The sequence below is a fragment of the Caballeronia sp. J97 genome, assembly GCF_905220305.1.
Taxonomy (GTDB): Bacteria; Pseudomonadota; Gammaproteobacteria; order Burkholderiales; family Burkholderiaceae; genus Caballeronia.
In genome coordinates this window covers 524,125-549,779 of the sequence record NZ_CAJMZL010000001.1, presented here as the reverse complement: position 1 = coordinate 549,779, position 25,655 = coordinate 524,125, and the positions used below count along the sequence as shown (strand labels likewise).

Annotated in this window: 18 protein-coding genes; 8 read left to right on the top strand and 10 right to left on the bottom strand. The window is 56.2% G+C overall.

The window, feature by feature from the left end; genetic code table 11:
- Window positions 1-54 precede the first annotated feature (54 nt).
- The 3 genes from U4Y90_RS02495 to U4Y90_RS02485 form a co-directional block, all read right to left on the bottom strand.
- Window positions 55-1,386 carry an amidase gene (locus U4Y90_RS02495; protein ID WP_321791845.1) on the bottom strand — a complete coding sequence of 444 codons (1,332 nt, stop codon included), beginning with the start codon at window positions 1,384-1,386 and terminating at the stop codon, window positions 55-57.
- A gap of 185 nt (window positions 1,387-1,571) precedes the next feature.
- The gene (locus U4Y90_RS02490) at window positions 1,572-3,017 is read right to left on the bottom strand and encodes an aspartate ammonia-lyase (protein ID WP_321791843.1); all 1,446 of its coding nucleotides are present in this window, start codon (window positions 3,015-3,017) and stop codon (window positions 1,572-1,574) included.
- Between the two features lie 105 nt (window positions 3,018-3,122).
- A complete protein-coding gene (locus U4Y90_RS02485) occupies window positions 3,123-3,284 on the bottom strand; it encodes a hypothetical protein (protein ID WP_321791841.1) in 162 nt (53 codons plus the stop codon).
- 397 nt (window positions 3,285-3,681) lie between these two features.
- Between U4Y90_RS02485 and U4Y90_RS02480 the strand changes: the two genes are divergently transcribed.
- Both U4Y90_RS02480 and U4Y90_RS02475 read left to right on the top strand, forming a co-directional pair.
- Window positions 3,682-5,349 carry a GMC family oxidoreductase gene (locus tag U4Y90_RS02480; protein WP_321791839.1) on the top strand — a complete coding sequence of 556 codons (1,668 nt, stop codon included), beginning with the start codon at window positions 3,682-3,684 and terminating at the stop codon, window positions 5,347-5,349.
- Window positions 5,350-5,385: 36 nt separating this feature from the next.
- Window positions 5,386-6,270, top strand: a complete 885-nt coding sequence (locus tag U4Y90_RS02475; protein WP_321791837.1) for a sugar phosphate isomerase/epimerase family protein — start codon at window positions 5,386-5,388, stop codon at window positions 6,268-6,270.
- A gap of 98 nt (window positions 6,271-6,368) precedes the next feature.
- On the opposite strand, the gene U4Y90_RS02470 is transcribed toward U4Y90_RS02475, so the two are convergent.
- The 7 genes from U4Y90_RS02470 to U4Y90_RS02440 form a co-directional block, all read right to left on the bottom strand.
- A complete protein-coding gene (locus U4Y90_RS02470; RefSeq protein WP_321791835.1) occupies window positions 6,369-7,214 on the bottom strand; it encodes a sugar phosphate isomerase/epimerase in 846 nt (281 codons plus the stop codon).
- A 625-nt stretch (window positions 7,215-7,839) separates the two neighbouring features.
- Window positions 7,840-8,667 (bottom strand): XRE family transcriptional regulator, encoded by an 828-nt coding sequence (locus tag U4Y90_RS02465; RefSeq protein ID WP_321791833.1) that lies wholly within the window; start codon window positions 8,665-8,667, stop codon window positions 7,840-7,842.
- A 136-nt stretch (window positions 8,668-8,803) separates the two neighbouring features.
- Window positions 8,804-9,949, bottom strand: coding sequence for a Gfo/Idh/MocA family oxidoreductase (locus tag U4Y90_RS02460; RefSeq protein WP_321791831.1), 1,146 nt, complete (start codon window positions 9,947-9,949; stop codon window positions 8,804-8,806).
- Between the two features lie 318 nt (window positions 9,950-10,267).
- Window positions 10,268-12,073 (bottom strand): thiamine pyrophosphate-binding protein, encoded by a 1,806-nt coding sequence (locus tag U4Y90_RS02455; protein WP_321791829.1) that lies wholly within the window; start codon window positions 12,071-12,073, stop codon window positions 10,268-10,270.
- A 125-nt stretch (window positions 12,074-12,198) separates the two neighbouring features.
- A complete protein-coding gene (locus U4Y90_RS02450) occupies window positions 12,199-13,725 on the bottom strand; it encodes a GMC family oxidoreductase (protein ID WP_321791827.1) in 1,527 nt (508 codons plus the stop codon).
- A 209-nt stretch (window positions 13,726-13,934) separates the two neighbouring features.
- Entirely contained in the window at window positions 13,935-15,062 is a 1,128-nt protein-coding gene (locus U4Y90_RS02445; protein WP_321791825.1) for an MFS transporter, read from the bottom strand.
- Between the two features lie 282 nt (window positions 15,063-15,344).
- The gene (locus U4Y90_RS02440; protein ID WP_321791823.1) at window positions 15,345-16,472 is read right to left on the bottom strand and encodes a porin; all 1,128 of its coding nucleotides are present in this window, start codon (window positions 16,470-16,472) and stop codon (window positions 15,345-15,347) included.
- A gap of 386 nt (window positions 16,473-16,858) precedes the next feature.
- On the opposite strand from U4Y90_RS02440, the gene U4Y90_RS02435 reads away from it, so the two are divergent.
- From U4Y90_RS02435 to U4Y90_RS02410, 6 genes are all read left to right on the top strand, one after another.
- Window positions 16,859-18,562 carry a GMC family oxidoreductase gene (locus U4Y90_RS02435; RefSeq protein WP_321792559.1) on the top strand — a complete coding sequence of 568 codons (1,704 nt, stop codon included), beginning with the start codon at window positions 16,859-16,861 and terminating at the stop codon, window positions 18,560-18,562.
- Window positions 18,563-19,266: 704 nt separating this feature from the next.
- Window positions 19,267-20,367: an ABC transporter ATP-binding protein gene (locus U4Y90_RS02430; protein WP_321791821.1), complete on the top strand. Its 1,101-nt coding sequence runs from the start codon at window positions 19,267-19,269 to the stop codon at window positions 20,365-20,367.
- Between the two features lie 45 nt (window positions 20,368-20,412).
- Window positions 20,413-21,783, top strand: coding sequence for an extracellular solute-binding protein (locus tag U4Y90_RS02425; protein ID WP_321791820.1), 1,371 nt, complete (start codon window positions 20,413-20,415; stop codon window positions 21,781-21,783).
- Window positions 21,784-21,844: 61 nt separating this feature from the next.
- Window positions 21,845-22,768 carry a sugar ABC transporter permease gene (locus tag U4Y90_RS02420; protein WP_321791818.1) on the top strand — a complete coding sequence of 308 codons (924 nt, stop codon included), beginning with the start codon at window positions 21,845-21,847 and terminating at the stop codon, window positions 22,766-22,768.
- 11 nt (window positions 22,769-22,779) lie between these two features.
- The gene (locus tag U4Y90_RS02415) at window positions 22,780-23,652 is read left to right on the top strand and encodes a carbohydrate ABC transporter permease (RefSeq protein ID WP_321791816.1); all 873 of its coding nucleotides are present in this window, start codon (window positions 22,780-22,782) and stop codon (window positions 23,650-23,652) included.
- Between the two features lie 164 nt (window positions 23,653-23,816).
- Complete coding sequence (locus U4Y90_RS02410) at window positions 23,817-25,556, top strand: thiamine pyrophosphate-binding protein (protein ID WP_321791814.1); 1,740 nt, start codon at window positions 23,817-23,819, stop codon at window positions 25,554-25,556.
- The last annotated feature ends 99 nt before the right edge of the window (window positions 25,557-25,655 follow it).

Genomic DNA, 25,655 nt, shown 5'->3' with positions numbered 1-25,655 from the left:
TCAACCTGGTTTCCACCAATGACGTAACCCTTGAAACGCGGCCAATGACCTCAATTAAATCGAGTGGCTATGAGCTTGCTCCAGATGGCTAGCCAATTGGTAGAGAGTTGCTTCTTCGTCGTATCGGCCTATGAGTTGCATGCCGATTGGAAGGTGGTCTACTACGCCGAACGGCACCGATAGGCTGGGGTGACCACTGAGGTTCGTGGGCGCGGTCAAGCGGGTCAGCACCCAAAACGTCGGATGCGCCTCGCCAAGAATTTTGGTAGTGCGTTCCTCGAGCAGAGGCGCGGTGACTCCACACGTCGCTGTAAGCAAGACGTCGACGTCTTCCAGTACAGCATCGAACGCCGCTCGTGCGACGTCACGCTCGCGGAGTGCCGAAAGGTATTGCGCGGCGGTAACATCTGCGCCGGACTTCAAACGAGTCAGCACTTCTTCAGAGAAAGGACGACCCTCCTTAATCGCCTGTTCATGGAGGGCGTATGCTTCCGTTCTGATAATCAGTTGCTGGGCTCGATAAATATCGTAGATACGGGGTACGTCGGCTACTACTACGGTAGCTCCAGCTTGCCGAAAGGCCTCCGACGCATCGATTAGGCACCTGCGTACTTCGGGAGCCAGATACTCGCAGTAGAATGCATTTGGGACACCGACTTTGAGTCCGGCAATCGACTTTCCAATGAGGCGTCTGTACTTACTGCCTGACCCAGCCAGTACATCCAACATCAGCGCGTTGTCGGAGACGTTGGCAGTGATTGGGCCAACGTGGTCCAGAGTACCGCTCAGCGGGAACGCACCGTCGCGCGATATAAGGTCAAAGGTCGGCTTCATACCTACGACCCCGCAAAGCGCTGCGGGCAGACGCACGGAGGCGCTAGTGTCGGTGCCAATTGCCGCCAGACAGATTCCAGCACCAACCGCCGCAGCTGAGCCACTGCTGGAGCCGCCGGACATGCGGTCCCCGTCCCGCGGGTTTCGCACAGGTCCGAAATATGAGCGGTCACCCGACGAGCCGTATGCAAACTCATGCGCGTTCGTCTTACCGACAATGACCGCTCCTGCGGCACGAAGATTTGCTACGACTTTGCTGTCGCGCTTCGCGATGTTTCCAAGGAACTGTTGAGAGCCCATTGTTGTCGGCAGACCAACGACGTCGATAAGGTCTTTGATGGCAACCGGCAGGCCGTGGAGTAACCCTAAGGTGGCGCCCTGCTTCGCGACGCGGTCGCATTCTGCGGCTTGCGCAAGAGCGCCCTCCCAATCCACAGTGATGAAGCTGTTCAGTGTCGATGCGTCAATCGCGTCGAGCGTATTCTCTGTTACTTCGTGAGATGAAGCATGACCCCGTGCGAATGATTCGACGAGCGTTGAAATACTCTTCATGGTTCCCTCTACTGCAAGTTGCGGGTGTACGACTTCCCAAGCGGCGCGACAGGTCCAACGCGAACTTCAATCAGGTCCGTTGTCGATTGACATACGGGGATGCTCACCGACGTCGCGACGTCTCAGGCCGACGTACACAATTCTGTAAGTCAGGTTGGCTCTCTTGGTCTGAATAACGCCACTTCTTATGAGGCGCGCGTCTCAGGTGCCAGCAAATACGACCGGGGTTGATTTTCGGGGACTGTGAGAGCCAAAGGGTCAAGAATTCGGTCGAGGTCGGCCTTAGGCAGCAGTCCACGGGTCAAGACTAGGTCATACACGGAAGCACCGGTTTCTAAGGCTTCGCGCGCAATCTTTGTCGCATTAGCGTAGCCGATATACGGGTTCAATGCCGTGACTACCCCGATAGAATGCTCGACGCGTTCGCGAAGGTGCTCCACATTAGCGGTGATTCCCCGGACGCATCGGTCAGCAAGGGTCTTACACCCAGCCGCTAGGTGCTGAATGCTCTTGAACAAGCTGAACGCGATGATTGGCTCAAAGGCGTTGAGCTGGAGTTGCCCCGCCTCTGCGGCCATGGTAACCGTGAGGTCGTTGCCGATGACCTCGAACGCAATCTGGTTCACAACCTCAGGAATGACCGGATTCACCTTACCGGGCATGATGCTTGAGCCGGCCTGCATAGGAGGAAGCTGAATTTCCCCAAAACCACAGCGTGGTCCAGAGGACAGAAGGCGTAAGTCATTGCATGTCTTGGAAAGTTTCACCGCGATGCGCTTGAGGACGCCTGACACCTGAACAAATGCGCCGCAATCCTGTGTCGCTTCCACCAAGTTGCCTGCCGTGAGGAAGGCAAATCCTGTGTTTTCGCGCAAGCGACGGCAGACAGCTGCCGCGTAGTCGGGGTGCGCTGTAATGCCGGTGCCGATGGCGGTTGCACCAAGATTGATTTCAAGAAGCAGCAGCCGAGCCTCTGCAAGGCGAGCCTCGTCTTCCTCAATCATCACCGCATAGGTACTGAATTCCTGCCCAAGTGTCATCGGAACAGCGTCCTGCAGTTGGGTGCGACCCATCTTAAGAACGCCAGCGAATTCTTTGGCTTTGGCCTCGAAAGCCTCGCGCAGGTAGCTCATCGCATGCAGCAGCTCGTCGATGTAGAACTGGAGCGCGAGCTTGATTGCAGACGGATAGACGTCGTTTGTGCTTTGTCCGATATTGACGTGCTCGTTCGGATGAAGTCGGTGATAGTCGCCGCGTTTGGCTCCAAGAATCTCTAGGGCTCGGTTAGCTATAACTTCATTGGCGTTCATGTTGCTGCTAGTTCCAGCGCCACCTTGGATGACATCGACCACAAAGTGCTCATGGTGCCTGCCATCGATGATTTCGCGACATGCCAGCTCGATTGCAGCCGTTCTCTTGCCGTCGATAAGCCCTAGCTCAGCATTGGCTTGGACCGCGGCACATTTGATTTCCGCCAGCGCTCGAACGAGGCCGCCATATTGGCCGATGGCAATCCCGCTGATTGGGAAGTTCTCCACCGCTCGCAGCGTATGTACCCCGTATAGTGCATCGCATGGAACGATGCGGTCACCGAGCAAGTCATGCTCCAATCGCGTTTTTTCAATCTGCATCGCTGCTACGTCTCCTCGATAAAGCTGCATAATATCCAATTCTTCTACGCGGGCATTCGAGCTTAGTCCCAGGAGGACCTTGAGGCTATCGAAGCGGAATCGTGCTTACTTTTGATTACCGGCATAGACAACAAGTGCAATGCTTACGACGGTCAGAAATGTTGCCGCGCCAAGCACTGCGAATCCCATCCATTGTTGGGGAAGCGCAGCATCCACCAGCGCGTAGATGTCGACTGGATGCATGCTTCGATAGAAGTTGTGAAACACGGTACCTCACCTCCATAGCGGGCCGGCGCTGGATTAACTTTCCGGCTATCCATAGCTTGCGCAAGAACCTGGCTCGTCTGCGCATAGGTTGAAGCGTCCATGTTCAGAAAGGTCTGGTCAAGTTCGCAGCGCAGTTCCTATCTGAAGCAATGTGACGCGGTGCAGTTTGAGCGTCAGAGGCCGATGTGAAAGGAACACTTTTGTGCGTCAGTGTGCGTCTACGACGTACTCGGTTGCGAAATTGAAAGTTCGAATTTGGACGAAAATACTTGATGGCCGAGGCGATTTGGCTTCGTAGTTCCATTGCGGAGACGCTGGGTCTAAACGAAACCTGTCAGTCTCGCTTGTTACGTCGCGACGTATCGTTATGGCGACCTTTACGGCTCTCTAATACAAGATGAAAACTTCTCGTCGAGTGAATGCGACCTATGTCGTCGTAGGTGGAGGGACAACCGGGTGCATCGTTGCTTCGCGCCTGTCGGAAAACCCGTCCGTGAAAGTTCTACTCATCGAAGAGGGTCCTCGAGACACCAGTCCGTATATTCGATTCCCAGGTACTTACTACAAGACCGCGCAAGGCGGTCTGCTTAAGCGGTATCGATGGGAGACATCCGCAGGCACGAAGCGCGATGAAAACGATACGATGGTTCAGGCGAGCGTACTGGGTGGGGGTAGCTCGGTAAATGGCATGGTGTATGTGCGCGGCAATGCGCTCGACTACGACAGTTGGGAAGCCGACGGCGCGAATGGTTGGGGATATCGAGATGTCTTGCCGTACTTCCGACGCGCTGAAAGCAACGCCGATTTCTCAAACGAACATCATGGTACGGATGGACCCATCGGGATTAGTTTCCCTGGGAGCGTGCATCCGCTGACGAGAAAATGGCTCCAAGCCTGTCAGCAAACAGGGCTGCACTACGTCTCAGACTTCAACGGAGGCCATCAGGACGGTTGCGGCTTGTACCAAGTTGCTGTCAAGGATGGGTTGCGCTCGAGCTCCGCAAGTGCTTACCTTCGACCTGCGGAAAAGAGGAGCAACCTCACCGTTTTGGTTGGGGCAAAGGTCCTGAGAGTCCTTCTGGACGCGCAGCGGGCAATCGGCGTTGAGTATCTTGCTGACGGCGTGAAGACGCAAGTGTTTGTGGATGAGGAAGTCATCGTCTCGTCCGGTTCTATCAACACGCCGAAGCTCCTGATGATTTCGGGAATCGGCGACGGGACGCAACTTACACGGCACGGAATAAAGGTTCATTCCGACCTTGCTGGGGTTGGAAAGAACCTGCAAGACCATCTCGAGATGTCTCTCGTCTACCAGTTGAAGGCTGGCTCTGACAGCTACGACAAGTTCAAGAAGGTGCACTGGAAGGCATGGGCCGCACTTCAATACGCGGTTGCGAGAAGTGGTCCGATTGCGTCCAACCTCATCGAAGGTGGTGCTTTCTGCCGCGGGACACAAATCGATGCACCGCCTGACCTTCAGTACTTCTTCATCGTGGGAGCTGGCGTTGAGGAAGGGACAGAAAGCGTACCTGGCGGGACTGGTTGCACGCTCAACTATGAGCACGTTAAACCTCGCTCAAGAGGAGAGGTGTCGTTGCGGAGCGCGAATCCGGAAGATGCGCCTCGCATCGCTCCGAACTATATGGTTGAACAGTATGACGTCGACCGCCTGACAGAAGGATTTCTGATTGGTCGCGAAATCATGAGCCAAGCGGCGATTCGACCGTATATCGAAGTCGAGCACTATCCGGGTAGAGAATTCAGCAATAAAGGTCAACTTGGCGACTACTTGCGCAGGAACGCGCGAGCCGCGTTGCATCCCGTTGGTTCGTGCCGAATGGGCACAGACGAGCTTAGCGTAGTAGACCCGAAGCTCCGAGTTCACGGCATCGAAAATCTTCGCATTGCGGACGCGTCGGTTATGCCGCACATTCCTTCTGGTAACACTAACGCTGCATGCACGATGATTGGAGAGAAGGCGTCCGATATCATCCGAGGCCGAAGCATGACTGGGCAAGCATTTGGCTTCGCCGGGGAAGCACATAGTCGCGACAGTGCGATTTAGGGCGTTCACTACCAACAAAGGGACTGGAGTTCTTCGGTGCTGATTGATAACAGTCGTCTCACGTTCAACACAACTGCTGCAAAGCATTCGACCCTAGTGATGGAGCTAGATGTGGCTCGATTCGCCGGGTACACCTCGGTCGAGATAACGCAGGACAAAGTGCAGAAGTATCTGGATGGAGGCTTCTCTACCGATGACCTGCGCAACGAATTGGATGGTTTGACGGTCCAAGGAATCGGCGCACTCATTGACATTGAAAGGCAAGGAAGCGCCGGAGACGAACTGTTTCTTGAGGCGGAAAAACTCTTCTCGTTGGCTTCGACTATCGGCGCGAAGGGGGTGCAGATTGTCTCGGGCCCTTTGAATGTGCAGGCTGTTATCGATTTTCAGAACAAAGGCTACTCAAACCACTACGTTGGCTTGCTTCCGTACAGGTCTGATGAGCAGCTCAGATTGACCGTCAAAAACCTTATCTCTATTGCTGACCGTGCACGAGAGTATGGGCTGACGGTGTATCTTGAAGCACTCTCTTGGGCGCCACTCAACACTATCGAGGAGCAGGTCGATATCGTTCGTCGGGTTGGTCGCGACAACATGAAACTGGTCATTGACTTCTGGCATTGCTACACCTCAGGCGCAACGCCGGAGGTGCTTTCGAGGGTGGAGCATGAAATCATCTACGGCGTCCACGTGTGCGACTCATTGCAGTACCTTGGCGGTATTCCGATAGAAACGATTCTAAGAGACGTTCCGACGGGCAGCGGAGTTTTAAACTTAAGAGAATGGACCGACGCCGTGAAAGCCACTGGCTTCAACGGATGGTGGTGCAGTGAAACATTTTGCAAGCGGCAACAACAGGCCGATAGTTACGTGGTAGCTAAGGAGATGAAGCGTCAGTTGGAAATGTTGGTCTTCAGTTGATTTAGGCTGAGAAGCCCGAGCACAAGTGCTCGGGCTTCGTCGATAATCACGTTCCTATCGCTGTGAAGGGCAGAAAAGCCTAGAAAGACGATATAGACTCACTTCCCGGAGAATTGTGCAATCGTCGTATCGAAGACATGTTTGGCGCGCAAGTCTACAGGTGCTTTCCGAAGGTACTCGGAGAGAATCTCGACTCCCCAGTATTTTTTGTGGAAGCCGGCCGTTTCGGCTGCCGAAATGAAGGAGGAAATGTCGAATTTTCCCTCACCGCACTGCGTGCGGTGAAACGTTGAGTCGTTCGTCAGCGTTCCTATTGGAGTGGTTCCCGAATCGTTTAGCTCAATGCCCTTGATGAGATGGGCTGGAACGGCCGCGACTTCTTCGTTCGTAGTGCCGCTACGAACCACGTGCCAGATATCGATGATAAGGCCACCGTTCTGACGGTCGGCGCCGTTCACGATGGGCAGGGCGTCGGCGAGACTCGCAATCTTGCAAAATGGCATGAATTCAAGTCCGACAGTGGCATTGATGGTGCCGAAATCCTCGCAGAGTTTTGCGAATTCGTCAGCCATCTGGCTGTGGTTGGTCGGGTCGACATCGAGGTGGCTCACGCCGACCTTCAAGTTGCACATTCCAAGCTCGCCGCCGAATTCCAAGAACTCTTGCCGAGCTCTGTCAGATGCCTGTCGACGACTGTCAGTCGTGTACCAGTCCATCAGGATTTCCAGTTCTAGGAACTCAAGTCCATTGTCATCGAGGATACGCTGAACCCCGGGTACTCCGTACTTCTTCACGCTGTATCTGCAGTCGTCCAAGCTTAGACCGAGACCCTTCCATCCGGCCCTGGACGCAGCCTCCGCTCGAATCGCGAGGCTGTCTGGACTAATCCATTCCGCATCATCAGGGTGAGTGTCGCCCGCGATGGTCCAGAACGATGCGAGCAAGTTTGTCTCTTTACCAGTCATGTGTTTCAAGCCTTGCTAAAAAATGAAGTGGTCCTGCACGTCCCACGCCCATGGTGTGGTAAGCGCTACTGCTCAATGTTCGACACGCGGTGGCCAAAGTGGTTGAGCACTACCGGTTCGGAATACATCGGAAGGGCGTGCGTAAGATAGGCGCTTAAGCCCAGAAATACTGCGGAAATCAGGAGTTGTCTCATGTCTCGTATCCCGACGGTCGTCAAGCTCATCGCAACATCGGTGCCAGAGCCTTTCGCTTGCCTTTTCTGATTGACAGTATTTGCCTCCAAAATGGCAATCGCAACTTCGCAACTCGACCATCAAATGACGCACTTTGGCGCAGTTCAGCCGCGTGAACGTAGGGATATTGCGGATGCGATGCATGTGGGGCACCTTGCCGAGATATCGTTTTATGCCTTGAGTTAGCTCGTCAAGGCAACAAACACAATCTCGAAACACGCAAGGGGGTCGGGTCGTCAGGCCGATTGTGGAGAGTCGAAGCGTCGCAGTGACGCCGGTCAGTCCATTTGACAGTTCAGGAAGCTCAGTGGAAGAGGTGTTGCGCCCGAAGTAGCGTGTCGACATCACGCGTCCTTGAGGACTCTTGCCTTCAGCCTTCGCCACCCCAGACGATGGTCGAATTATCGCCGGCCATGTACTCGCGGACTTCCAACGGTAGTGAAGAGTCACTTGGCAGCAGAACGGTAGCGTTTCGCAGATGCTTCTTCTGAATCTTCCCCTTATCTGCGAAGCCGAGCGCGAGTCGGGTTGCGAAGGGCTGTCGATAGGAAGATGACGCGACACCCGAGACTAACCCATACAGGAAGCGAATAGGACGTCGGTGCTGCGGTGTCAGAATCGAGAAGGTCAGTTCATTCTGCTGTTGTCCCTCGAAGTCGACCATGAAAATCCGGTCGCCGAGAAGAAAACAGAACCCGTTGTAGGTGAACTTGTAACCCGTTTTGCCGCTGCCATCCAGTAGCGGAAACTGCTCAACGGTGACGTGTTGAATAGTTGATTCCGCCTCGTAAAGACACGTCACCGAACGAAGGATGCGGCCCTTATAGATGGATGAATTGTGATACCGGTAGTACACGCCCAGATAATCTCGCAGCGGTTCCACTGAGCTCTTCGCGAAGGGCAAAAATTTGGTGAACTCCGACGAGGACCGAAGTCCCATCGGCAGTTCACTCTCGAAGCCTTCATAAAACTGCTTAAAGTCGGCGGGCTGACGGTAAAGGTCAGGCACCTCCATCATGAAATGACGGGCAATCTTCTGTAAGACCTTGTGCGAAGGAGCGTGCTGGCCTGCAAGGTATTTGTTGAACTGCTGTCGATTGATATCAAGGCTGCGACATAGTCCCGCGACCGAGCTACACGACTCGACGAGTAGCACCAGATTTTTTTGAAGGTTGATGCGGTCTTGCGGTCTATCCATGAACTCGTCTTACTCGAAAGGGGGTGTACGCCAACCTGGCCTTGGTGTTTTGCCTAGATACCGCGGCCGCGCAGAGACCGTATCGTCTGACGTATGTAGGGACAGACCTCGAATTACCCGCGCCTTTCCGCGAATTTCAGCGGATGTGGACCCGGGCACCACCTCCGGCGTGGCTACGCAGTGCTGCTTCGACAAATCGCATACCTTCCACGCCGTCGGCCACGTCAGTAAGGAGCAAGCTGGCAGGCGGAACTGGACTGCCCTCGATTTTAGCCGCAATTTGGAGGGCCGCATCGCGATAAAGCTGAGCGAACGCCTCGAAAAACCCTTCAGAATGCCCGGCGGGAAATCTCGCTGCGTGGTCAGCCGATGGGCTATGTGCGCGGCCTTTGGCTAGTCGGATAGCGTTGCCGCTCAGAGGGGTATGCCAGAGAAAGTCAGGATGCTCTTGGTCGAACGAAATCGAGCCTTTTGTTCCGTAAACGCGCAAACGAAGAGCATTTCCTTCCCCGGCCGCAATCTGGCTCGCGATGAGATTACCGCGAGCACCGGATTTGTAGAAGAGCGTCGCTTGTACATGGTCGTCGACTCGACGCCCAGGAACCATCGATGTGACATCGGCTGACAGTTCGTCGGGAAGTAGTCCGGAGACGAACCCAGCGAGATGATATGCGTGAGTGCCGATGTCGCCGAGACAACCTCCGGCGCCCGTACGACTAGGGTCGGTCCGCCATTCAGCTTGTCGGTTGCCTTGCAACTCGACGGGCTCTGTCAACCAGTCCTGCACATATTCCACTGCGATGAACCGTATTTCGCCCAGTTCACCGGCGGCAACAAGGTCCTTCGCGTGCCGCACTATCGGATAACCCGAGTAGGTGTAGGTCACACCGAGGATTTTGCCCGCGCGTTGCGCGTGGTCTTGCATTTCGATGGCTTCTGCCAGATTCAGCGCGAGTGGCTTATCACACATCACGTGGATGTCAGCTTCAAGGAACGCTTCTGCGATTGGGGCGTGGAGGTGATTCGGCGTCACGATGGCGACGACGTCGATACCATCTGGTCGCTGGGCTTCGGCCCTCGCCATTTCTCGGTAGTCGGAGTAGATGCGGGATGGGTCAAGGAAGAGGGCTCGGCCGCTCTCCTGGGCTCTCGTCTCATCCGACGACAACGCGCCAGCAACGAAGTCGTAACAATCGTCGAGCCTGGCCGCGAGTCGATGTACCCATCCGATGTAGCCGCCTTGGCCACCGCCCACCATTCCTAATCTCAATCGACGATTCATTCGAGCCCCCAGCCAAAAGTTTAAACAGTTTGAAAGGCGAAAAATCAACGGTCACCTTTCACGCCCTTCGAAGCGAGCGGCGTTCGTTAAAGCGTGTAGGCAGGCGACTCGGCAGCCGCTTCCCGGGACCAACCAAAAATAAGCCGGCCCTCTCTGAGTGCGGTACTGAGCGAGACGCATTGCGAGTCCCGCGTCACGACCGAGTCTTCTGCAAGAATTCCAGATGCGGAGGCGCTGTTCGCTTCGGCGCACAAAGTGCAACGGGAGAAGGGTAGCGGAACACTCAAAACCTTTTCCGCTACCCCAGTTCAGCGGCGCTTAGAATCCGCGGCCTTCGACGTACTTGTCGCGGAGGTCACCCAGATAGGCCGGAACAGTGATGTCCCACCATCCGGTCGGGTGCATGTTGCTGTAGGGCCGTTCAATCGAGCAGATTGCTTCGACGACGTACGGCTTGCCAGACTGAACCGCTCGCTGCAAGGCCGCGCCGATTTGACGCGGGTCATCAACACGCTCTCCTTCTGCGCCGAGAGACTTCGCGAAGTTTGCGATGTGGGCGGACCACGGCGAACCGTCCGGCGTTTTGAAGCCCGTGATGATTTCCCGGTCTTCGCCGAACATGTTGAGCTGCAGGTTACGGATTGCACCCCAACCGCCGTTGTTGATGATGAGGAACACCGCGGGGATGCCCATCATCACGGCATTTGCGAGCTCCTGACCCGTCTGCAGGAAAGCTCCGTCGCCACAGACTGCGACTACCGGCTGATTCGGCGCACCGAGCTTCGCACCGATAGCGGCGGGCAACGCGAAACCGATGCCCGAAAATCCGCCGGGGGTGATGTGCTGTTTCGGGCCGTAGACCGGAAACTCGTTGAAGACCTGATTCTGGGGGTTGCTCGAATCTGTGACCACAATCGTGTTTCGTGGCAATACTTTGCGAGCTTCGAACAACACCTGCGACACGGTCATCGGCGAGTGGTTGCATTCACGCAGTGGGCGCAGGTGCTCGAGCCATTCTGCCTTTAGCCCTTGGAGTCGTTTGAACTGTGGCGCGTTTTGATAGTCGCGGGGCTTCGCAAGGTCACGCATTTCGTCGAGCAGCGCCGAGAGAATTGCCTTCGCGTCGCCCACGATACCGACTTCCGCCGGATAGTTCTTGCCGATTTCGAAGCCGTCGATGTCGACCTGAATGAGCTTCGTCTTCGGAATGTCGAAGGTAACGCCGGGGCGGTACGAAGACGTGATGCGGTCGCTGAAGCGACAGCCAACCGACAAAAGAACATCGGCTTCGCGCGTCATTGCGTTGCCCGGGATGGAACCCAGGTCACCGCACGGCCATGCGTACAACGGATGGTCTTCAGCAATCGCGCCCTTGCCCATAAAGGACGTGGTCACCGCTGCACCAACGTGTTCAGCGATAGCGACGAGCAGTTCAGTCGCTTCGGCTGCAATCACGCCGCCGCCAGCGATGATGACCGGGCGCTCCGCCGATAGCAGGAGCTTTGCCGCCTTGCTGATGTCGACCGGGTCACCGTGCAGACGGCCGTGGCCGCGATGAGACGACGAGTCCGGGAGTTCGACGACTGCCGATTCTGCCTGCAGGTCTTGCGGAAGGTTGATGAGAGCAGGGCCACGACGGCCTTCGAGCATCACGTTGAATGCTTGGGTCATGACGCCAGGAATCTGCGCGACCTGGCTCGGCTGCCACCAGCGCTTGACCACAGGTTCCGCCATTCTGGGGAAGTTGTCGCCGTGCGGACGGTCCAGTTCTTGGAGAACGCCCTTGCCTGTCATGTAGGTGTGCACACCCCCAGTGATGAGCAATTGCGGAATCGAGTCAGCGAAAGCTGTCGCGACACCGGTAAGGGTGTTTGTGGCGCCCGGGCCAATCGACGAACAGACTGCCGCGATTTGGCCGGTCGAGCGATAGTAGCCGTCCGCCATGTGCGACGCGCCCTGTTCGTGCATAGCCGGAACGAGCGTAATGTCCTTTTGGCGGTCAACGAATGCGTCGAGGAGAGCAGTGTTGCCGTGACCAGGGATGCCGAACGTATAAGGCACCTTCTCGCGGACGAGGTACTCGACAACAATCTGACCTCCGGTCATTTCCTTCTTTTCAGCCATTTGAATTGCTCCTTTGCATGGCGATTTGATACAAATGCGCGCGTTTCCGCGTCACGGTTTACGTTTTCAACTTGAAGGCTAAGCCGAACTGTCCTAGCCTGTCCGCACCACTCTTGAAGGGCGGTTTAAGCAGTCTGTCGCGAGGAAGTGTGGAAATCCTCTTTCAACATATGGTCAGCGGCGCGCAGAGCCTGCGCGACAATCGTCAATACGGGATTAACGGCAGCCGAAGATGGCATAAAAGACGCGTCAACCACGAACAGATTTTTGTGTTGATGACTGCGGCAGAAAGTGTCGATTGCGCTTGTTTTCGGGTCGGTTCCAAACTTGACCGTGCCGCATTGGTGCGATGTCGAATGGCGAATAAGTGGTTTGACCAAGACGATTGGGTATCCAGACTTCTTCAGCAAACCTGTCAACCTCTCGACCAAACGATGATGCGGCTTCAAATTGTTCTGCTTGATGGAGAGCTGAATCTTGCCATCGCGTAAGAGCACGCGGTTCTCTGGGTCCGGAAGGTCTTCCGAAAATGCAATCCAGTCCATGCTATGCCGCGCCATCGTCGAACCCACAACTTTAGGCAGATATGGGACGTTAGCTGACAGCATGCCGCCCTGCAGCTTTCCCAGCATCTGCGCATGGCCGAGTGGAAAGCGATAATCTCCGTCGCCAAAGTAAAACTGATTCAGTGCTAGCGTCTTTTGGAAAACCGTGGTGTTCTCCTCGAGCGAGAGCCCCATCAGAGCGGTCTGGTTGTGAGCCATGTAATTTCGGCCGACCAAGCCCGATGCGTTCGATACACCGTCGGGAGCGGCGTCGCAAGCGGAGCGGAGAAGCAGCGCTGCGCTGTTAATCGCGCCACAAGCAACCACAACCAACGGGGCTCGAAGGACTTCAGCTTTCCCGTTGCGTCTAACCTCGACACCATCAACGCGTTTTCCGTCCGCGGAGAGAATGAGGCGCTCGACCAAGCAGTTTGTTGCAAGTTCCACTCGGCCCGTATTTAGAGCCGGTTGAATCAGAGCGGTTTCGGCATCGCTCTTTGCGCCCAGCTTGCAGGGAAAGCCGTCGCACGTCTTGCAGCGGATGCAATTGCCCTGAGGACCGTATTCGATGCCCGCAGGCAATGCTGACGTACTCGCGCCGAGTTCGCGCATCCTGTCCGCCATACGCTGAACGATGGGCTCATTGAGGAGCCTCGGCGATGGATAAGGCTTACTTCTCCACGGTGCACTCGGGTCGCCGCTATCGTCGCCATGGACGTCGAACATTGCTTCCGCTTCGCAGTAGTACGGTTCGATTTCGGAATAGCTTACGGGCCATGCCGGAGACGTACCTTCTTCGTGCTCAAGAGCACCAAAATCCTGCTCACGAAAACGAATCAAGCTGCCACCGTAGAACTTCGTGCATCCACCGACGTTGTAGTAGATGTTGGGTCGGAATGATTCGCCGGTTCTGTCGAGCCAACTATCGTGAGCGGTGTACTTCTTTTCGAAGAACACAGACGACACGCTCCAGTTGTCCGGCTCCCGCGGGACCCAATCGCCCCGTTCAAGTACCAAGACATTCACTCCATTCTCGGCAAGGCGACGGGCAACAGTCCCTCCGCCGACTCCGCTGCCGATTACGATAACGTCGTGATTTTGTTGCATGGTGACTCTTGCTATGTGGGGTTATGTCGCCGCGAACTGCTTCACATATTCGCGGCTTGAGCAGATGTAGGAAGTATTTGCGTCCATTAAATTCTGCTCAAGTTCGCAACCGTATGGAAACATGACGCAGTGTGACGCAGATGACCCTAGTGTTTTGCCTAATAGAGACCCCGCAGCGGGTTTCTGCGGCAGTTACCGAACTCGGTGCGTCAGCTCGGCTCGTGCTTGGGGACGATGCTAGAAAACAAGCAGACGAGCATCAGAAGTACGGCTAGGAGCTCAAACGCGGCTGTAAGTCCGATTCCTTGAGCGATGAACCCGACGGCTGCCGGCCCGGTCAGCGTGCCTGCATATCCAAGGGTGGCTGTCGCCGCGATGGCATGCTCCGAGGACATGGCCTTCGTCGCCCCAGCGGCGGAATAAAGAATCGGGACGACGTTCGCAACGCCGATTCCCATCAAGGCAAACCCCGCAATAGTCAGGTGCGAGTCGGGAGCATAGACCGCCAGAGCCACACCAGCGGCACCGAGAGCGCTTCCGAAGCGTACGACGCGGCGTGCGCCGAGGCGGGCAGCGGTCCAGTCGCCAGTGAGCCTCATAGCCGTCATGGTGCCAGCAAAGACGGCGTAGCCGATTCCAGCCTGTGCTGCAGACATTTGCTTTGAGCCGGTCAGCAGTAGAGCGCTCCAATCGAGCATGGCACCTTCAACGAGCAGCATCATGAGGCACATGCTGCCGAGCAGCAGCACACTGCCCCGCGGAAGGACTAGGAGAGAGCCATGAGCGTCGGCCTTATCGCTTATGAAGCGGCGCCCGAAAAAGGCAGGAGCGATTACGAGAGCTGCTGCTGCAACGCCGGCCGTAGTCGAAGGCGTGATGCCGGCTGAGAGCGCGGCGGCCGAACTAGCCGCGCCGGCGACGCCGCCAGCACTATAGAGCGCGTGAAAGCCCGACATCATGCGGCGATTTGACCGCCGCTCTACGAACACGGCATGAATATTCATGGCAACGTCCATCGTACCGATTGCGCCGCCGAATATCGCAAGCACCACGCCTGTCAGATAAAGCTCGTCAACAGAACCAAGGACGCTCAGCATAGCCGCGGCGGCCACCATGGACACGTTGAGAACGCGTCGACATCCAAATCTAGAAACGATACTCCCAGAGGTGACCATTGCCACGATTGAGCCGGCGCCTAGGCAGAGGAGCAGGCAGCCCAAGGTCGCTTCGTCTATAGCGAGCCTGCCCTTGGCGAATGGAACAAGTGGCGCCCAGGCGGCAACGGCGAACCCTGCTGCGAAGAAGGCCGCTCGCGTGGCGTGCTGTTGCCAGACCATCACAGACTCGTGGTCGTTGGAAAGACTGCAAGATGTCATTAACTGGTGTTCCTTCTTGATTTCGTGGGTTAGTGTTAGCCGGCTCGCGTGATGACACCGCCCGCCGCTCTGACTTCTGGTGCGGCGAGAAGGTTCTCAACTTGACCCACGAAAGCTGACCGGCGTACGGACACCCTACCTGACGGAAGGAACATTCAATCGAAGTAATATTGGTTCTGCGATACATCAGGTACGGAAATCCGCCACCTGCGAAGCGGTCGCACGTGGCGGGCGAAGTGCGCTTTAGAACTTGTGACGGATGCCAGCAACGGCCAATACTTGGTAGCTCGCGCCGGAATTGACGTCGTACGAACCAATAACGGCTTGCGCAGCGCCTAAGCCATTCTGTCCACTGGCATGCTGATATCCGGCGATGGCGTAAAAGTCGGTTCGCTTGCTGAGCAAATAGTCGACTCCGAGGTTGACCTGGTGATACTTCGCTGAAGAGTCACCGAGGGCTCTCGTATAGTTATAGCCAACGATTGTCTGGAAGTCAGGTGCCACTTGCCATGTGGCAAAGATGGAGCCGTTATGAAATTTCTCCGACTGACCAAACGTCGAAGCCCCATCGGCAGCATAGTCGGAGTAGCTGTAAGCCACGCCTACAGTAACGTTGCTGATGACGTACTGAGCGGCTGCGCGCGCGATGCTAATGGAACTCGCTGATTGGTAAGCCGAGTTGACCGCACTATTGAAAAGGGAGTCAGCCGCGGTTGTTCCGCGAGTGGAGGCGCTTGGATTTCCGTTGTTGATATGCAGGTAGCCGGCCGCAAGCGATAACTGGTTGTTGCTGTAGGACGCGCCGCCTGAATATACCTGCCCGGAGCCGGTGGCTCCCGCGATGCCGCCGAAGGAATACATGGCCTCGAAGGTCACGCCGCTCCATGTAGGGCTTACCCACTTGACTGCATTATCGAACCGGGCGCTGTCGTCATAGTTATCGATATCGCCGGGAGTTGCCCAGATACCGCTGAACGAATCGCCGGTAATTGGTTGAACGAGGTCTGTGACTGGGTCGTATTGACGACCGAACGTAACGGTGCCGAACGATGGGGTGGTCAGGCCCACCCACGCTTGACGCCCGAATATTCGACCCCCTTGATGAAGTTGACCGTTAGCAATGTCAAACCCATTCTCGACAGTGAAAATAGCCTTGGTGCCTCCGCCGAGGTCCTCGGTGCCCTTCAGGCCCCAAGAGTTCTCGGAGACGTTGCCAGTGGACATTTTCCATTGCGAGCTGTGCCCCTCGACGTTGTGGATGTAGGCAATGCCAGCATCAAGAGCTCCGAAGAGCGTAACAGTGCTCTGCGCGTGGGCGTTGACGCTGATAGCCACGCCAAGTGCGGCGGCCAGCGCGGTTAGTTTCCTCATTTCTGCATCCTTATGTCTGAAAGTGTTTTTGTGGCACTGCTGTACGGGTTTTCGTTACCGACGCCTGGGCAAAAGAACGCCTATTGCGTAACAAACAGTGTTCGCAACCATAAATCCAGACTCAATTTCGCATCGTCGACGAATCGCTTCGCATAGTGACGCAGTCAGTGCGTCACGCAGACGCGCCGTCGCGCGAACTTCTGCGAAAGACCGCGGAATGGATAGCGAGGGTGTTTGAAAGCACAATTGGCATCATTGAACGTCGGCTATCTCGCGATGGCTCCGAAGACGTTTGCAGGGACGCTGTGTCCCAAGATGGAGACACGCAGGCTCAAGGTAGCTTGATGCTTCTAGCGAAGAGCCTGCGAATGCACGGAGAATCGATGATGAAGGGAACAAGCCCAAGAGGCGCTGAAGCGGCGCGCTCCGTAGGTAGCTACGACTACATTGTCGTCGGCGCAGGAACTGCGGGTTGCGTCTTGGCGAGCCGGCTTTCCGAGGACGCCGACGTTTCGGTGTTGTTGCTCGAGGCCGGTGGCGTCGACAACTATCACTGGATACATGTTCCTGTCGGCTACCTCTACTGCATCGGTAACCCGCGGACCGATTGGTGCATGAAGACCGAAGAAGAGGTGGGCCTCAACGGTCGTGCACTGTCGTATCCTCGCGGACGCGTTTTGGGCGGATGCTCGTCCATCAACGGCATGATTTATATGCGAGGGCAGCGAGAGGACTACGATGACTGGGCCAAGCTGACGGGAGACTCATCCTGGAACTGGGAGTCGGTGCTCCCGCTGTTTCGGGAGAGCGAGGACTACCACGGCGGGGCAAGCGAAGCACACGGAAAGGGTGGCCCGTTGCGTGTCGAGAAGCAGCGGCTCAGATGGGAAATCTTGGAAGCATTCTCGAATGCCGCGCAGGAATCAGGCATTCCGTTCACTAGCGACTTCAATCGAGGCGACAATTCCGGGGTCGGCTACTTCGATGTGAACCAGAAGAATGGAGTTCGCTGGAACGCAGCCAAGGCGTTTCTTCGGCACGCAATGAAACGGCCGAATTTGACCGTTATGACTGGAGCGGCCACTCAACGACTTTCCTTTGATGGGAAGCGGTGTAACGGCGTGCACTTCCAGGTCAATGGCGAAGACCTGCGTGCTACCGCAAGCCTGGAAGTCGTTGTAAGCGCTGGTGCAGTCAATTCGCCGAAGTTACTGGAGCTCTCGGGGTTGGGCAACCAAAAGGTGCTTCAGAGTTTTGGCATAGACGTGGTCGAGCATATCCCGGGGGTGGGCGAGAATTTGCAGGACCATTTGCAACTGCGGATGGCTTACCAAGTCTCCGGGACGAAGACACTCAACACACTCAGCGCGCATTGGTGGGGAAAGCTTGCTATTGGTATGGAGTACGTGTTTAAACGAAGCGGTCCGATGGCCATGGCTCCCTCTCAGTTGGGTGTGTTCGGCAACTCAGGGACGGACGGTCGTTCATCTCGACCCGACATTCAATACCATGTCCAGCCCCTGTCCTTAGAGAAGTTTGGCGAGCCATTGCATTCATTCGACGCGTTCACGGCGTCTGTCTGCCAGTTGCGACCGACTTCGAGGGGCGCTATTCACATTAAGTCGCGAGACGTATCGGTAGCTCCTACCATCGCGCCCAACTATCTTTCCACCGACTATGACAAGGCTGTAGCTGTGAACGCGCTCCGCTACACACGGCGGATAGTCTCCTCCGCGGCGCTTAAGAGATACGAGCCGCGAGAAATCCTGCCGGGAGAACAGTATCAATCTGACGAGGAGCTTGCCTTTGCCGCTGGAAACGTTGGCACCACAATCTTTCATCCTGTTGGGACGTGCCGGATGGGAAGAAGCGACGAGCCCGACGCGGTCGTTGACTCTAGGCTCCGTGTCTTTGGGGTTGCGGGCTTGCGAGTGGTTGACGCGTCCATCATGCCGACGATTACCTCGGGAAACACCAACGCGCCCACTGTGATGATTGCCGAGAAGGCCAGTCAAATGATTAAAGCGGACAGACGCGGCGGTAAAAGCGAACCGCTTATCGAACTGAAGGCTCGGGCAACCACTGCTTGATTCGCAGTTGGCGAACTATCGACGACCGAAATGCGTGAGGCCTTCAGCCTCTTGACGCAGGGCACCCGCCCTGCGTTTTTTTTCTTGTATCGCTGGCCTCTCACTACTAACCTGCCACGCAGGATAGTCCTTGGCTAACTATCTAATTTCCTATTCTTCGCATCCGCTCAGCGGATAAGGCGCGCTTCTGCCGCCGGCCGAGCACTAGGCTAATTGAGTGCTCAGGTACGAAGGCTCCGATACCTCGGTCAAGCCCTACGGTCGTTTAAAAGACTGTTCCGAAAGCACGCCGGGCTTCCCAGTGCAGCCGCCTGGTTGCGTACGGCCATCCGCTTCAAACGCCTTGCCTCAACGCCCCGCGCTCGCTCCACGCAATTCGGACGCGTTCTAGGGGTATTTCCTATTCGCACATCCAGTCTCTCGCGTTGACGGTCGGAGTGGTTCGGTCGCTGCCGGAATTTCAATCAAACCGGGCAGATGCGACGCGGTCAATGACCGAGCACAAGGCTTCCTGCAGCAACGCCGAAAATCGGCTGCGTCAGTTCGCGTCAGGTTTGACGCGTTTGCGAAATTGAGCGCCGCATTTTGGATGCTGAAACTGCTTCCACACCGAACCTAATCTTGTTGTTCCTGCCATTGGATGAGTTTTTCAGCAGGGCACGGACGACATCCGCACAACCCACTTTATAACCGGGACCATCGTAATGGCATCGATAAAATTCGAGCACGTCTACAAGACGTTCGGCGAAACCAACGTGGTATCGGACCTCAATCTTGACGTTGAGGACGGTGAGTTTCTGGTTTTCGTCGGGCCTTCGGGCTGCGGGAAATCCACCACGCTCCGAATGTTGGCCGGACTCGAAAATCCGACTGACGGCCGTATCTGGATTGGGAACAACGATGTGACGGCATTGCCCCCTGGACGCCGTGACATTGCGATGGTGTTCCAAAGCTACGCTCTTTACCCCCACATGTCGATTTATAAGAACCTTGCGTTTGGCATGGAGGTTCGCAAGTCGAAGCCGAAGGAAATCGAGAAGCGCATTCACGAGGTCGCTTCGATGCTGAAGCTCGATAGCCTTCTTGCGCGCAATCCGTCTGAGTTGTCCGGTGGACAACGTCAACGGGTTGCCTTGGGGCGCGCGATGATTCGTGAGCCGCGGCTCTTCTTGCTTGATGAGCCTCTTTCTAACCTCGACGCGGCATTGCGCACACACATGCGCAGCGAAATCTCGGACCTGCAACGCCGTCTGGGCACAACGATGGTCTATGTGACACATGACCAGGTTGAGGCAATGTCGATGGGCCATCGTATCGCTGTGTTCTCGGGCGGCAAGCTCCTACAGATTGATACTCCCGAGCGCCTGTATCGACGCCCGGTTGACCGATATGTCGCGACGTTCATTGGCTCCCCTCGGATGAACATCGCTTCGAGCGAGATTCGACTCGCCTCGTCAGACGCCGATTGCCACGCGCTCGGCGCGAAGTTCCGCCTGCCGCCAGCGCAGCGCGCTGAATTCAACGGTTCCGCACCGTCAAAAATCGAAGTCGGTATCCGTCCGGATGACCTTCACTGGGTCAAGGACGCACCCGCGCGATGCGAGGTGAAAACATCGGGTGTCGTCGAATCTATCGAGACGACAGGCTCAGAGAACTTCGTTCGAGTGTCAATCAACGGTGCATCCGTCGACGCGCGGTTCCCGAGCTTCTCGCCTGTAGGCATCGGCGAGCGCGTGGACCTCGTTTTCGACCCTGCCGACCTTCACTATTTCGACGCAAATACCGGTAAGAGCCTTCGGCACTGACTCGGACTTAGGTTTATCTCAACAATTGACACTAGGAGTACAGCAATGCGTTGCATTACTCGCAGCAATAGAAAACTGGTTGCAGCGGCGTCGGCGGTGCTGGCCGCAGCTTCATTGATGTGTAACGTTGCCAAGGCTGAAACGGTACTGAAGCTCGCTTACGGGTCGGAAAATGTGATGGTCACGACGGAGCTTGCAACCAAGTTCTGGGGTGAAATCAAGGCGGACTTCGAGAAGTCGCACCCCGGAGTTAAGGTCCAGCTTGTGCCCATTCCCGGCGGCTTCGACGACATCGTGACTAAAGTCAGCATGTCGTATGGGAATTCGAGCTCGGCTCCTGATGTCGCACAACTGCCGGCTCAAGAGATGGCGCAATGGGCTGCAAGTGGATACCTCCTGCCCCTCAACCAGTACGTCGCTAAGGCTCCGTGGTGGAAGGATGTTCCCGATGCCGTCAAGTTGGAGGGCACGACTGGAAAGGATGTGATTGGTATCAGCCAAGGCGTCAACACATCGGGCTTGCTCTATGACAAGCAGGTTTTCCAGAAAGCAGGTCTGCCGGCAGACTGGAAGCCGAAGAACTGGCAAGACATCTTCGAGGCCGCTCGCAAAATTAAGAAGTCGGACCCGAACGTATGGCCCCTGTGGGCGATTACCGGGCCAGCTGGTGGCACGTCTGCCTTGGTTCTGGGCGCTGCCAATCTTTTGATGGCGTCGAGCGACCCGACTATTAAAGATGCGTCCGGAAAGTGGGCGGTCGACACCAAGGGTATTCGAGAGGTATTGAACTTCTATCGTCAGGCTTCGGCTGAAGGACTGCTCGCACCGTCTTCGCTCATCTTGAACGCAAACTCGCCCGCGCTCGCGACGCCGGAGTATCCGAAACATCACATCGGCATCGGTCTTGTTGCGAACTATGTCCCCGCTGCATGGAGCAAGTCTATGTGTTCTCCGTGCTGGCCGGAAGCTCCGAAGTTCGCTGCGTTCACGCCGCTGCCTACGGTCACCGGCGGGGGCGTGGGTTACGCGAGCGCTTTTGGCGGGTGGGACCTTTCCATCTACAAGAAGACTGCAAATCCGGACCTTGCTTGGCAACTCGTCGATTTGATTGTCAGCAAGCAGTACGTTGTGAAGGGCGCAAACTGGACTGGTTTTGTGCCGCCGCAACAGAAATACTGGACGGACAAGGAATACACGGAGCTCGCTCCGCCTTACCAGGAACAGTACGGCAAGATTCTCGCGATTTCGAAGAGTGTGCCCGCTGACCCTGAATACCCTGTCTGGGCGCACGCGTTCGAAGCTGCAACCGAAGCTCTCGTGCTTAAGCCGAAGATGAGCGTGGACGATGCAGTCAAGATGATGAAAAGCGAATTGTCCAACCAGCTCGGTGACGACAAGTTGATGGCCGCACGATAGTCGGCAGAGCTTGCCGGCCGCTGTGTCACGCGGTCGGCAAGCGCCTTAGAGAGCTTCGAAAATGAACCAAACCACGTTTCGACCTGTCAGCCTCGTGCTGTTGGCACCGGCAGCCATCCTTCTGTTCTCGCTTTTCGCGCTCCCGGTTGTATACGCGATTTACCTCGGCTTTACGAACCTGCAGCTCATGGGGCTGCACGCTGTGAACTACTGGTTCACTGGGATTCAAAACGTCCGAACGCTCGTCAATGACGACGTGTTCCTGAGCTCGCTTTGGAAGACCGTCGTGTTCGTCGTGGGCTCGGGTGCGTTTGGTTCGACCATTCTTGGACTGGCAATGGCTCTGCTCATGCAGAAGGCAAGCGGAGTCGTAGGGCGAGCAGTGTCAGGGCTGGCGATTCTTGCGTGGAACCTTCCTCCCATCACTATTGCCGTTATCTGGTATGCGGCAACGACTAGCGGAGGCACCTTCCCACGTCTCTTGGGCGATGCAAACCACGATTTGCTCTATAGCTATCCAATGCTGGTCGTATCCATCGCGAATGTATGGTCGCTGGCCGGTCTATCAATGATTATGTTCTCCGCGGCGCTGCGCAGTATTCCAACTGACATGGTCGAGGCCGCAATCTTAGAAAACGCGAGCGCGTCGCAGCGACTTTTTCGTCTGACGCTGCCCATGTTGAAGCCGACTATCCTGATGTCGTCTCTCCTGATGACGCTGTTGACATTCGCGAATTTCACGCTCGTGTACCTGATGACGGGCGGTGGCCCTGACAACCAGACCAACATCCTGCCGATATATTCGTACTTGCAGGGCTTTAAGTTTCACCGGCTAGGCTACAGCGCGCTCCTGGGCAATGTGATTGTCTTGCTTTCCTCAGCGTTAGGATTGGCTTTCGTGCTTATCGCGCGTCAATACCGTCCAGGCCAAGTGCGAAAAAGCGAGTTTGCATCCGTTCCCGCCAAAACTGAACTTGCATCATGAAGGAAACCAGAATGGAACTCTCCTCACAGAAAATGGCAACGAAGCACGCACTTACGGCGGGGCGCGCCAAGAAGAGCACGGTGCCTCAGTCGGGTAAGTTCGCAGCCAACTTGGTCCTCGTCCTGATAGGCGCATATTTTGTGCTGCCGGTTTTGTGGTTAGCGGTTGGGGCATTCGATAAGCACGCTGGATGGCAGATTCAGATGCCCACGCTCACGCTGGATAATTTTGCCGGCGCGCTTTCCCACGGGAACGCACAAACGCTGTGGAACAGCTTGATTATCTCGGGTCTCGCTGCAGCTGTATCAACCGGCGCGGGCATCCTTGCGGCCTACTCATTTTCTCGCCATCGCATCCCGTGGAAGGGACCCATCCTGTTGGGCATCCTCTTTCTCTCGGGTGTTCCGGTTACGATTCTCATTGTGCCCGTGTATAAGATGTTCGCGAAGTTTGACATGCTTTCGATGGTACCGACGGCAGTGCTGTTGGGCGTGACATCGCTTCCGTTTGCCATTTACCTCATCAAGAACACCATTGATGCAATTCCGCAGGACCTTGAAGAAGCGGCGAGCATGGAGCAAGCCAGCACTTTTCGGATTCTTCGCTCTGTCATCGTCCCGCTGGCTATGCCGGGCATCGCTTCAGCGGCGATTTTCAGCTTTGTCAATGCGTGGGGCAACTTCCTGATTCCAATCGTCCTTATCGCTGACCAGGCAAGCCAGCCAGCGCCGATTGCAATCTATAGCTTCATCAGTGCGGCGACCATCCGCTATGGACAAATAGCCGCCTTCTCCATCCTCTATTCGATGCCGGTCATCGTTCTCTACTTTGTGATGTCACGGTTTTTCAAGGGCGGCTTCTCGCTGAGCGGCGCCGTGAAGTGAGCGTGACGGTCGCTACTTCGGCGTGCGTCAAAGTGCGTCGAAGTGCGTCGATTTTTCAGCGATTGCGAAATTGAGTTGGAAGATTCCGCCGGGAATACTGCAATGGGAGAAGTTCGCCTGAGAGTAGGGCCTACTTCGGCGCATCGAAAATCGGGAGTTACTACGTGAAATTAACCGGCGGCCAAGTCATCGCAAAGGCGTTGCGCGCTTACGGAGTGCAGTATGTCGCAGGTGTACCCGGCTTTGGGAATAGCGCCGTGCTCGAAGGGCTGCAAGCGCCAGGTGTCGGCATTCCGTTCATCAGGGTCGTCAATGAGCAGAGCGCGGTGCACATGGCAGACGGTTACTTCAGAGCATGCGGCAGCGCGATGGCGGTTGTTCTGCCCGATAAAACGGGGATATTCACAGCGACGGCCGCGCTCTCGAACTGTTTGTCTGACTCGTGTGGTGTCCTCCTCGTTACAGGAGACCGCGCTAATGACGACGCTGTCGCGTCATCTGGCAATTCGCCTAGGCCGAGTGCGGGCTGGGGTCCAGATTTAGCACCGGGCGGACTGAAGCAATCCTGGAAGGTTCGTGGTTTTTCCGAATTGCAGCAGGCAATCCACCGTGCGTTCAACAGCGTGCTCGGCGCACGTCCTGGGCCTGTACACCTTGAGGTTCCGCATGAGATTCAGAATCACGTGGACCATGCGGGCTCTGACGTCCCCCAGAACCGGCTTGCTCATGGAAGGCTCAGGGCTGACCCGTTAGCTATCCAGCAAGCGGCAGACGTCCTTTCGAACGCCGAGAGACCGGTCATTCTGGTCGGTGGTGGCGTGGTCGCAGCAGACGCGACCTCCGAACTCAACGCTTTCGCGGAGGCGCTTTCGGCACCGGTGTTGGTAGCAGGCAGTGGAAGTGGGGCCATTCCGCATGACCATGACCTGAACGCTGGTTTGGTGGGCTCAATGGGAAGTTCTAGCGGGGTCGCACTCCTGCGCAAGGCCGATGTGGTCGTTGCTCTGGGCAGCCGACTCTCAGACTTGCCCGCCGCTGGAGACGGCGAGAGCGGCACGATTGAGCTGTCGGAGAAGAAGCTCATTCATATCGATGTTGAACGCGATGAAATCGGCAAGCGCTTTCCGGTTGAGGTTGGCATCGTCGCTGATGCAAAGAGTGCGCTCGTCGACTTAACGGCTGCGTTAGATGGAAAGTTGCGACGAGCTACAGGAGCCCGGCGGCAAGCATTTCTTCAGCTGATGCGGGAGTCGAGAGAGCATTGGCGCACTGCGGTGAGCGAGAAGTCGGGAGCGCACGAGACGTTCATCCGGGCGCCTCGTCCTTTCCTTGAGCTTCGAAAGGTGCTGTACCGGGACGCTATCGCCGTGGTTGGCTCAGGCGCGGTCACCCATATCGCGCGAGAACACTTCCAGATATACGTCCCACGAACGTTCTTGTCGCCTGGCGCCTCCGTTACAGGCGGTTGGGCAGTCCCTGCCGCTATCGGTGCCAAGCTCGCGATGCCGGCGAGGCAGGTAGTTTGCGTGGTTGAGGATAGGGACTTCCTTCAATCGATGCAGGAGATGGCGGTTAGCGTCATGCACTGCATTCCGGTGGTGTTTGTCGTTTTCAATCAGAGTGGACCGGAGTTCGTCTCGGGTGCCAGCGGGTCGCTCGGAGTTCGTCCAAGCGTCGGCGATTTCTCGCTGCCGGACGGACGCCCATATTCGCTTGCGTTCGCTGAAATCGCCAGAAGCTTCGGTCTTGATGCGTGGCGAGTCGAACATGCTTCTCAGTTGGAGGGAGCGTTCAGGCGCGCTCTTGATAGTACGGGACCTGCATTGGTCGAGGTGATGATTGCGCGTCACGAAATCAGTGAAGCAATAGCTTCGACCAACGCTTTGCAGTTGCACACTGCATAAGCGAATGCAGACCTAAAGGTTTGGTTGTACGAGGTACGTAACAGAGAGCCCAAGGGAGCGGCGACGCTCTTGGGTATGTAGGGGCCTGCAATGAATGCA

Coding starts and splice junctions, on each gene's coding strand:
- U4Y90_RS02495 (WP_321791845.1), bottom strand. CDS start 1,386: ATGAAGAGTATTTCAACGCTCGTCGAATCATTCGCACGGGGTCATGCT.
- U4Y90_RS02490 (WP_321791843.1), bottom strand. CDS start 3,017: ATGCAGATTGAAAAAACGCGATTGGAGCATGACTTGCTCGGTGACCGC.
- U4Y90_RS02480 (WP_321791839.1), top strand. CDS start 3,682: ATGAAAACTTCTCGTCGAGTGAATGCGACCTATGTCGTCGTAGGTGGA.
- U4Y90_RS02465 (WP_321791833.1), bottom strand. CDS start 8,667: ATGGATAGACCGCAAGACCGCATCAACCTTCAAAAAAATCTGGTGCTA.
- U4Y90_RS02460 (WP_321791831.1), bottom strand. CDS start 9,949: ATGAATCGTCGATTGAGATTAGGAATGGTGGGCGGTGGCCAAGGCGGC.
- U4Y90_RS02455 (WP_321791829.1), bottom strand. CDS start 12,073: ATGGCTGAAAAGAAGGAAATGACCGGAGGTCAGATTGTTGTCGAGTAC.
- U4Y90_RS02450 (WP_321791827.1), bottom strand. CDS start 13,725: ATGCAACAAAATCACGACGTTATCGTAATCGGCAGCGGAGTCGGCGGA.
- U4Y90_RS02445 (WP_321791825.1), bottom strand. CDS start 15,062: ATGGTCTGGCAACAGCACGCCACGCGAGCGGCCTTCTTCGCAGCAGGG.
- U4Y90_RS02440 (WP_321791823.1), bottom strand. CDS start 16,472: ATGAGGAAACTAACCGCGCTGGCCGCCGCACTTGGCGTGGCTATCAGC.
- U4Y90_RS02435 (WP_321792559.1), top strand. CDS start 16,859: ATGAAGGGAACAAGCCCAAGAGGCGCTGAAGCGGCGCGCTCCGTAGGT.
- U4Y90_RS02430 (WP_321791821.1), top strand. CDS start 19,267: ATGGCATCGATAAAATTCGAGCACGTCTACAAGACGTTCGGCGAAACC.
- U4Y90_RS02425 (WP_321791820.1), top strand. CDS start 20,413: ATGCGTTGCATTACTCGCAGCAATAGAAAACTGGTTGCAGCGGCGTCG.
- U4Y90_RS02420 (WP_321791818.1), top strand. CDS start 21,845: ATGAACCAAACCACGTTTCGACCTGTCAGCCTCGTGCTGTTGGCACCG.
- U4Y90_RS02415 (WP_321791816.1), top strand. CDS start 22,780: ATGGAACTCTCCTCACAGAAAATGGCAACGAAGCACGCACTTACGGCG.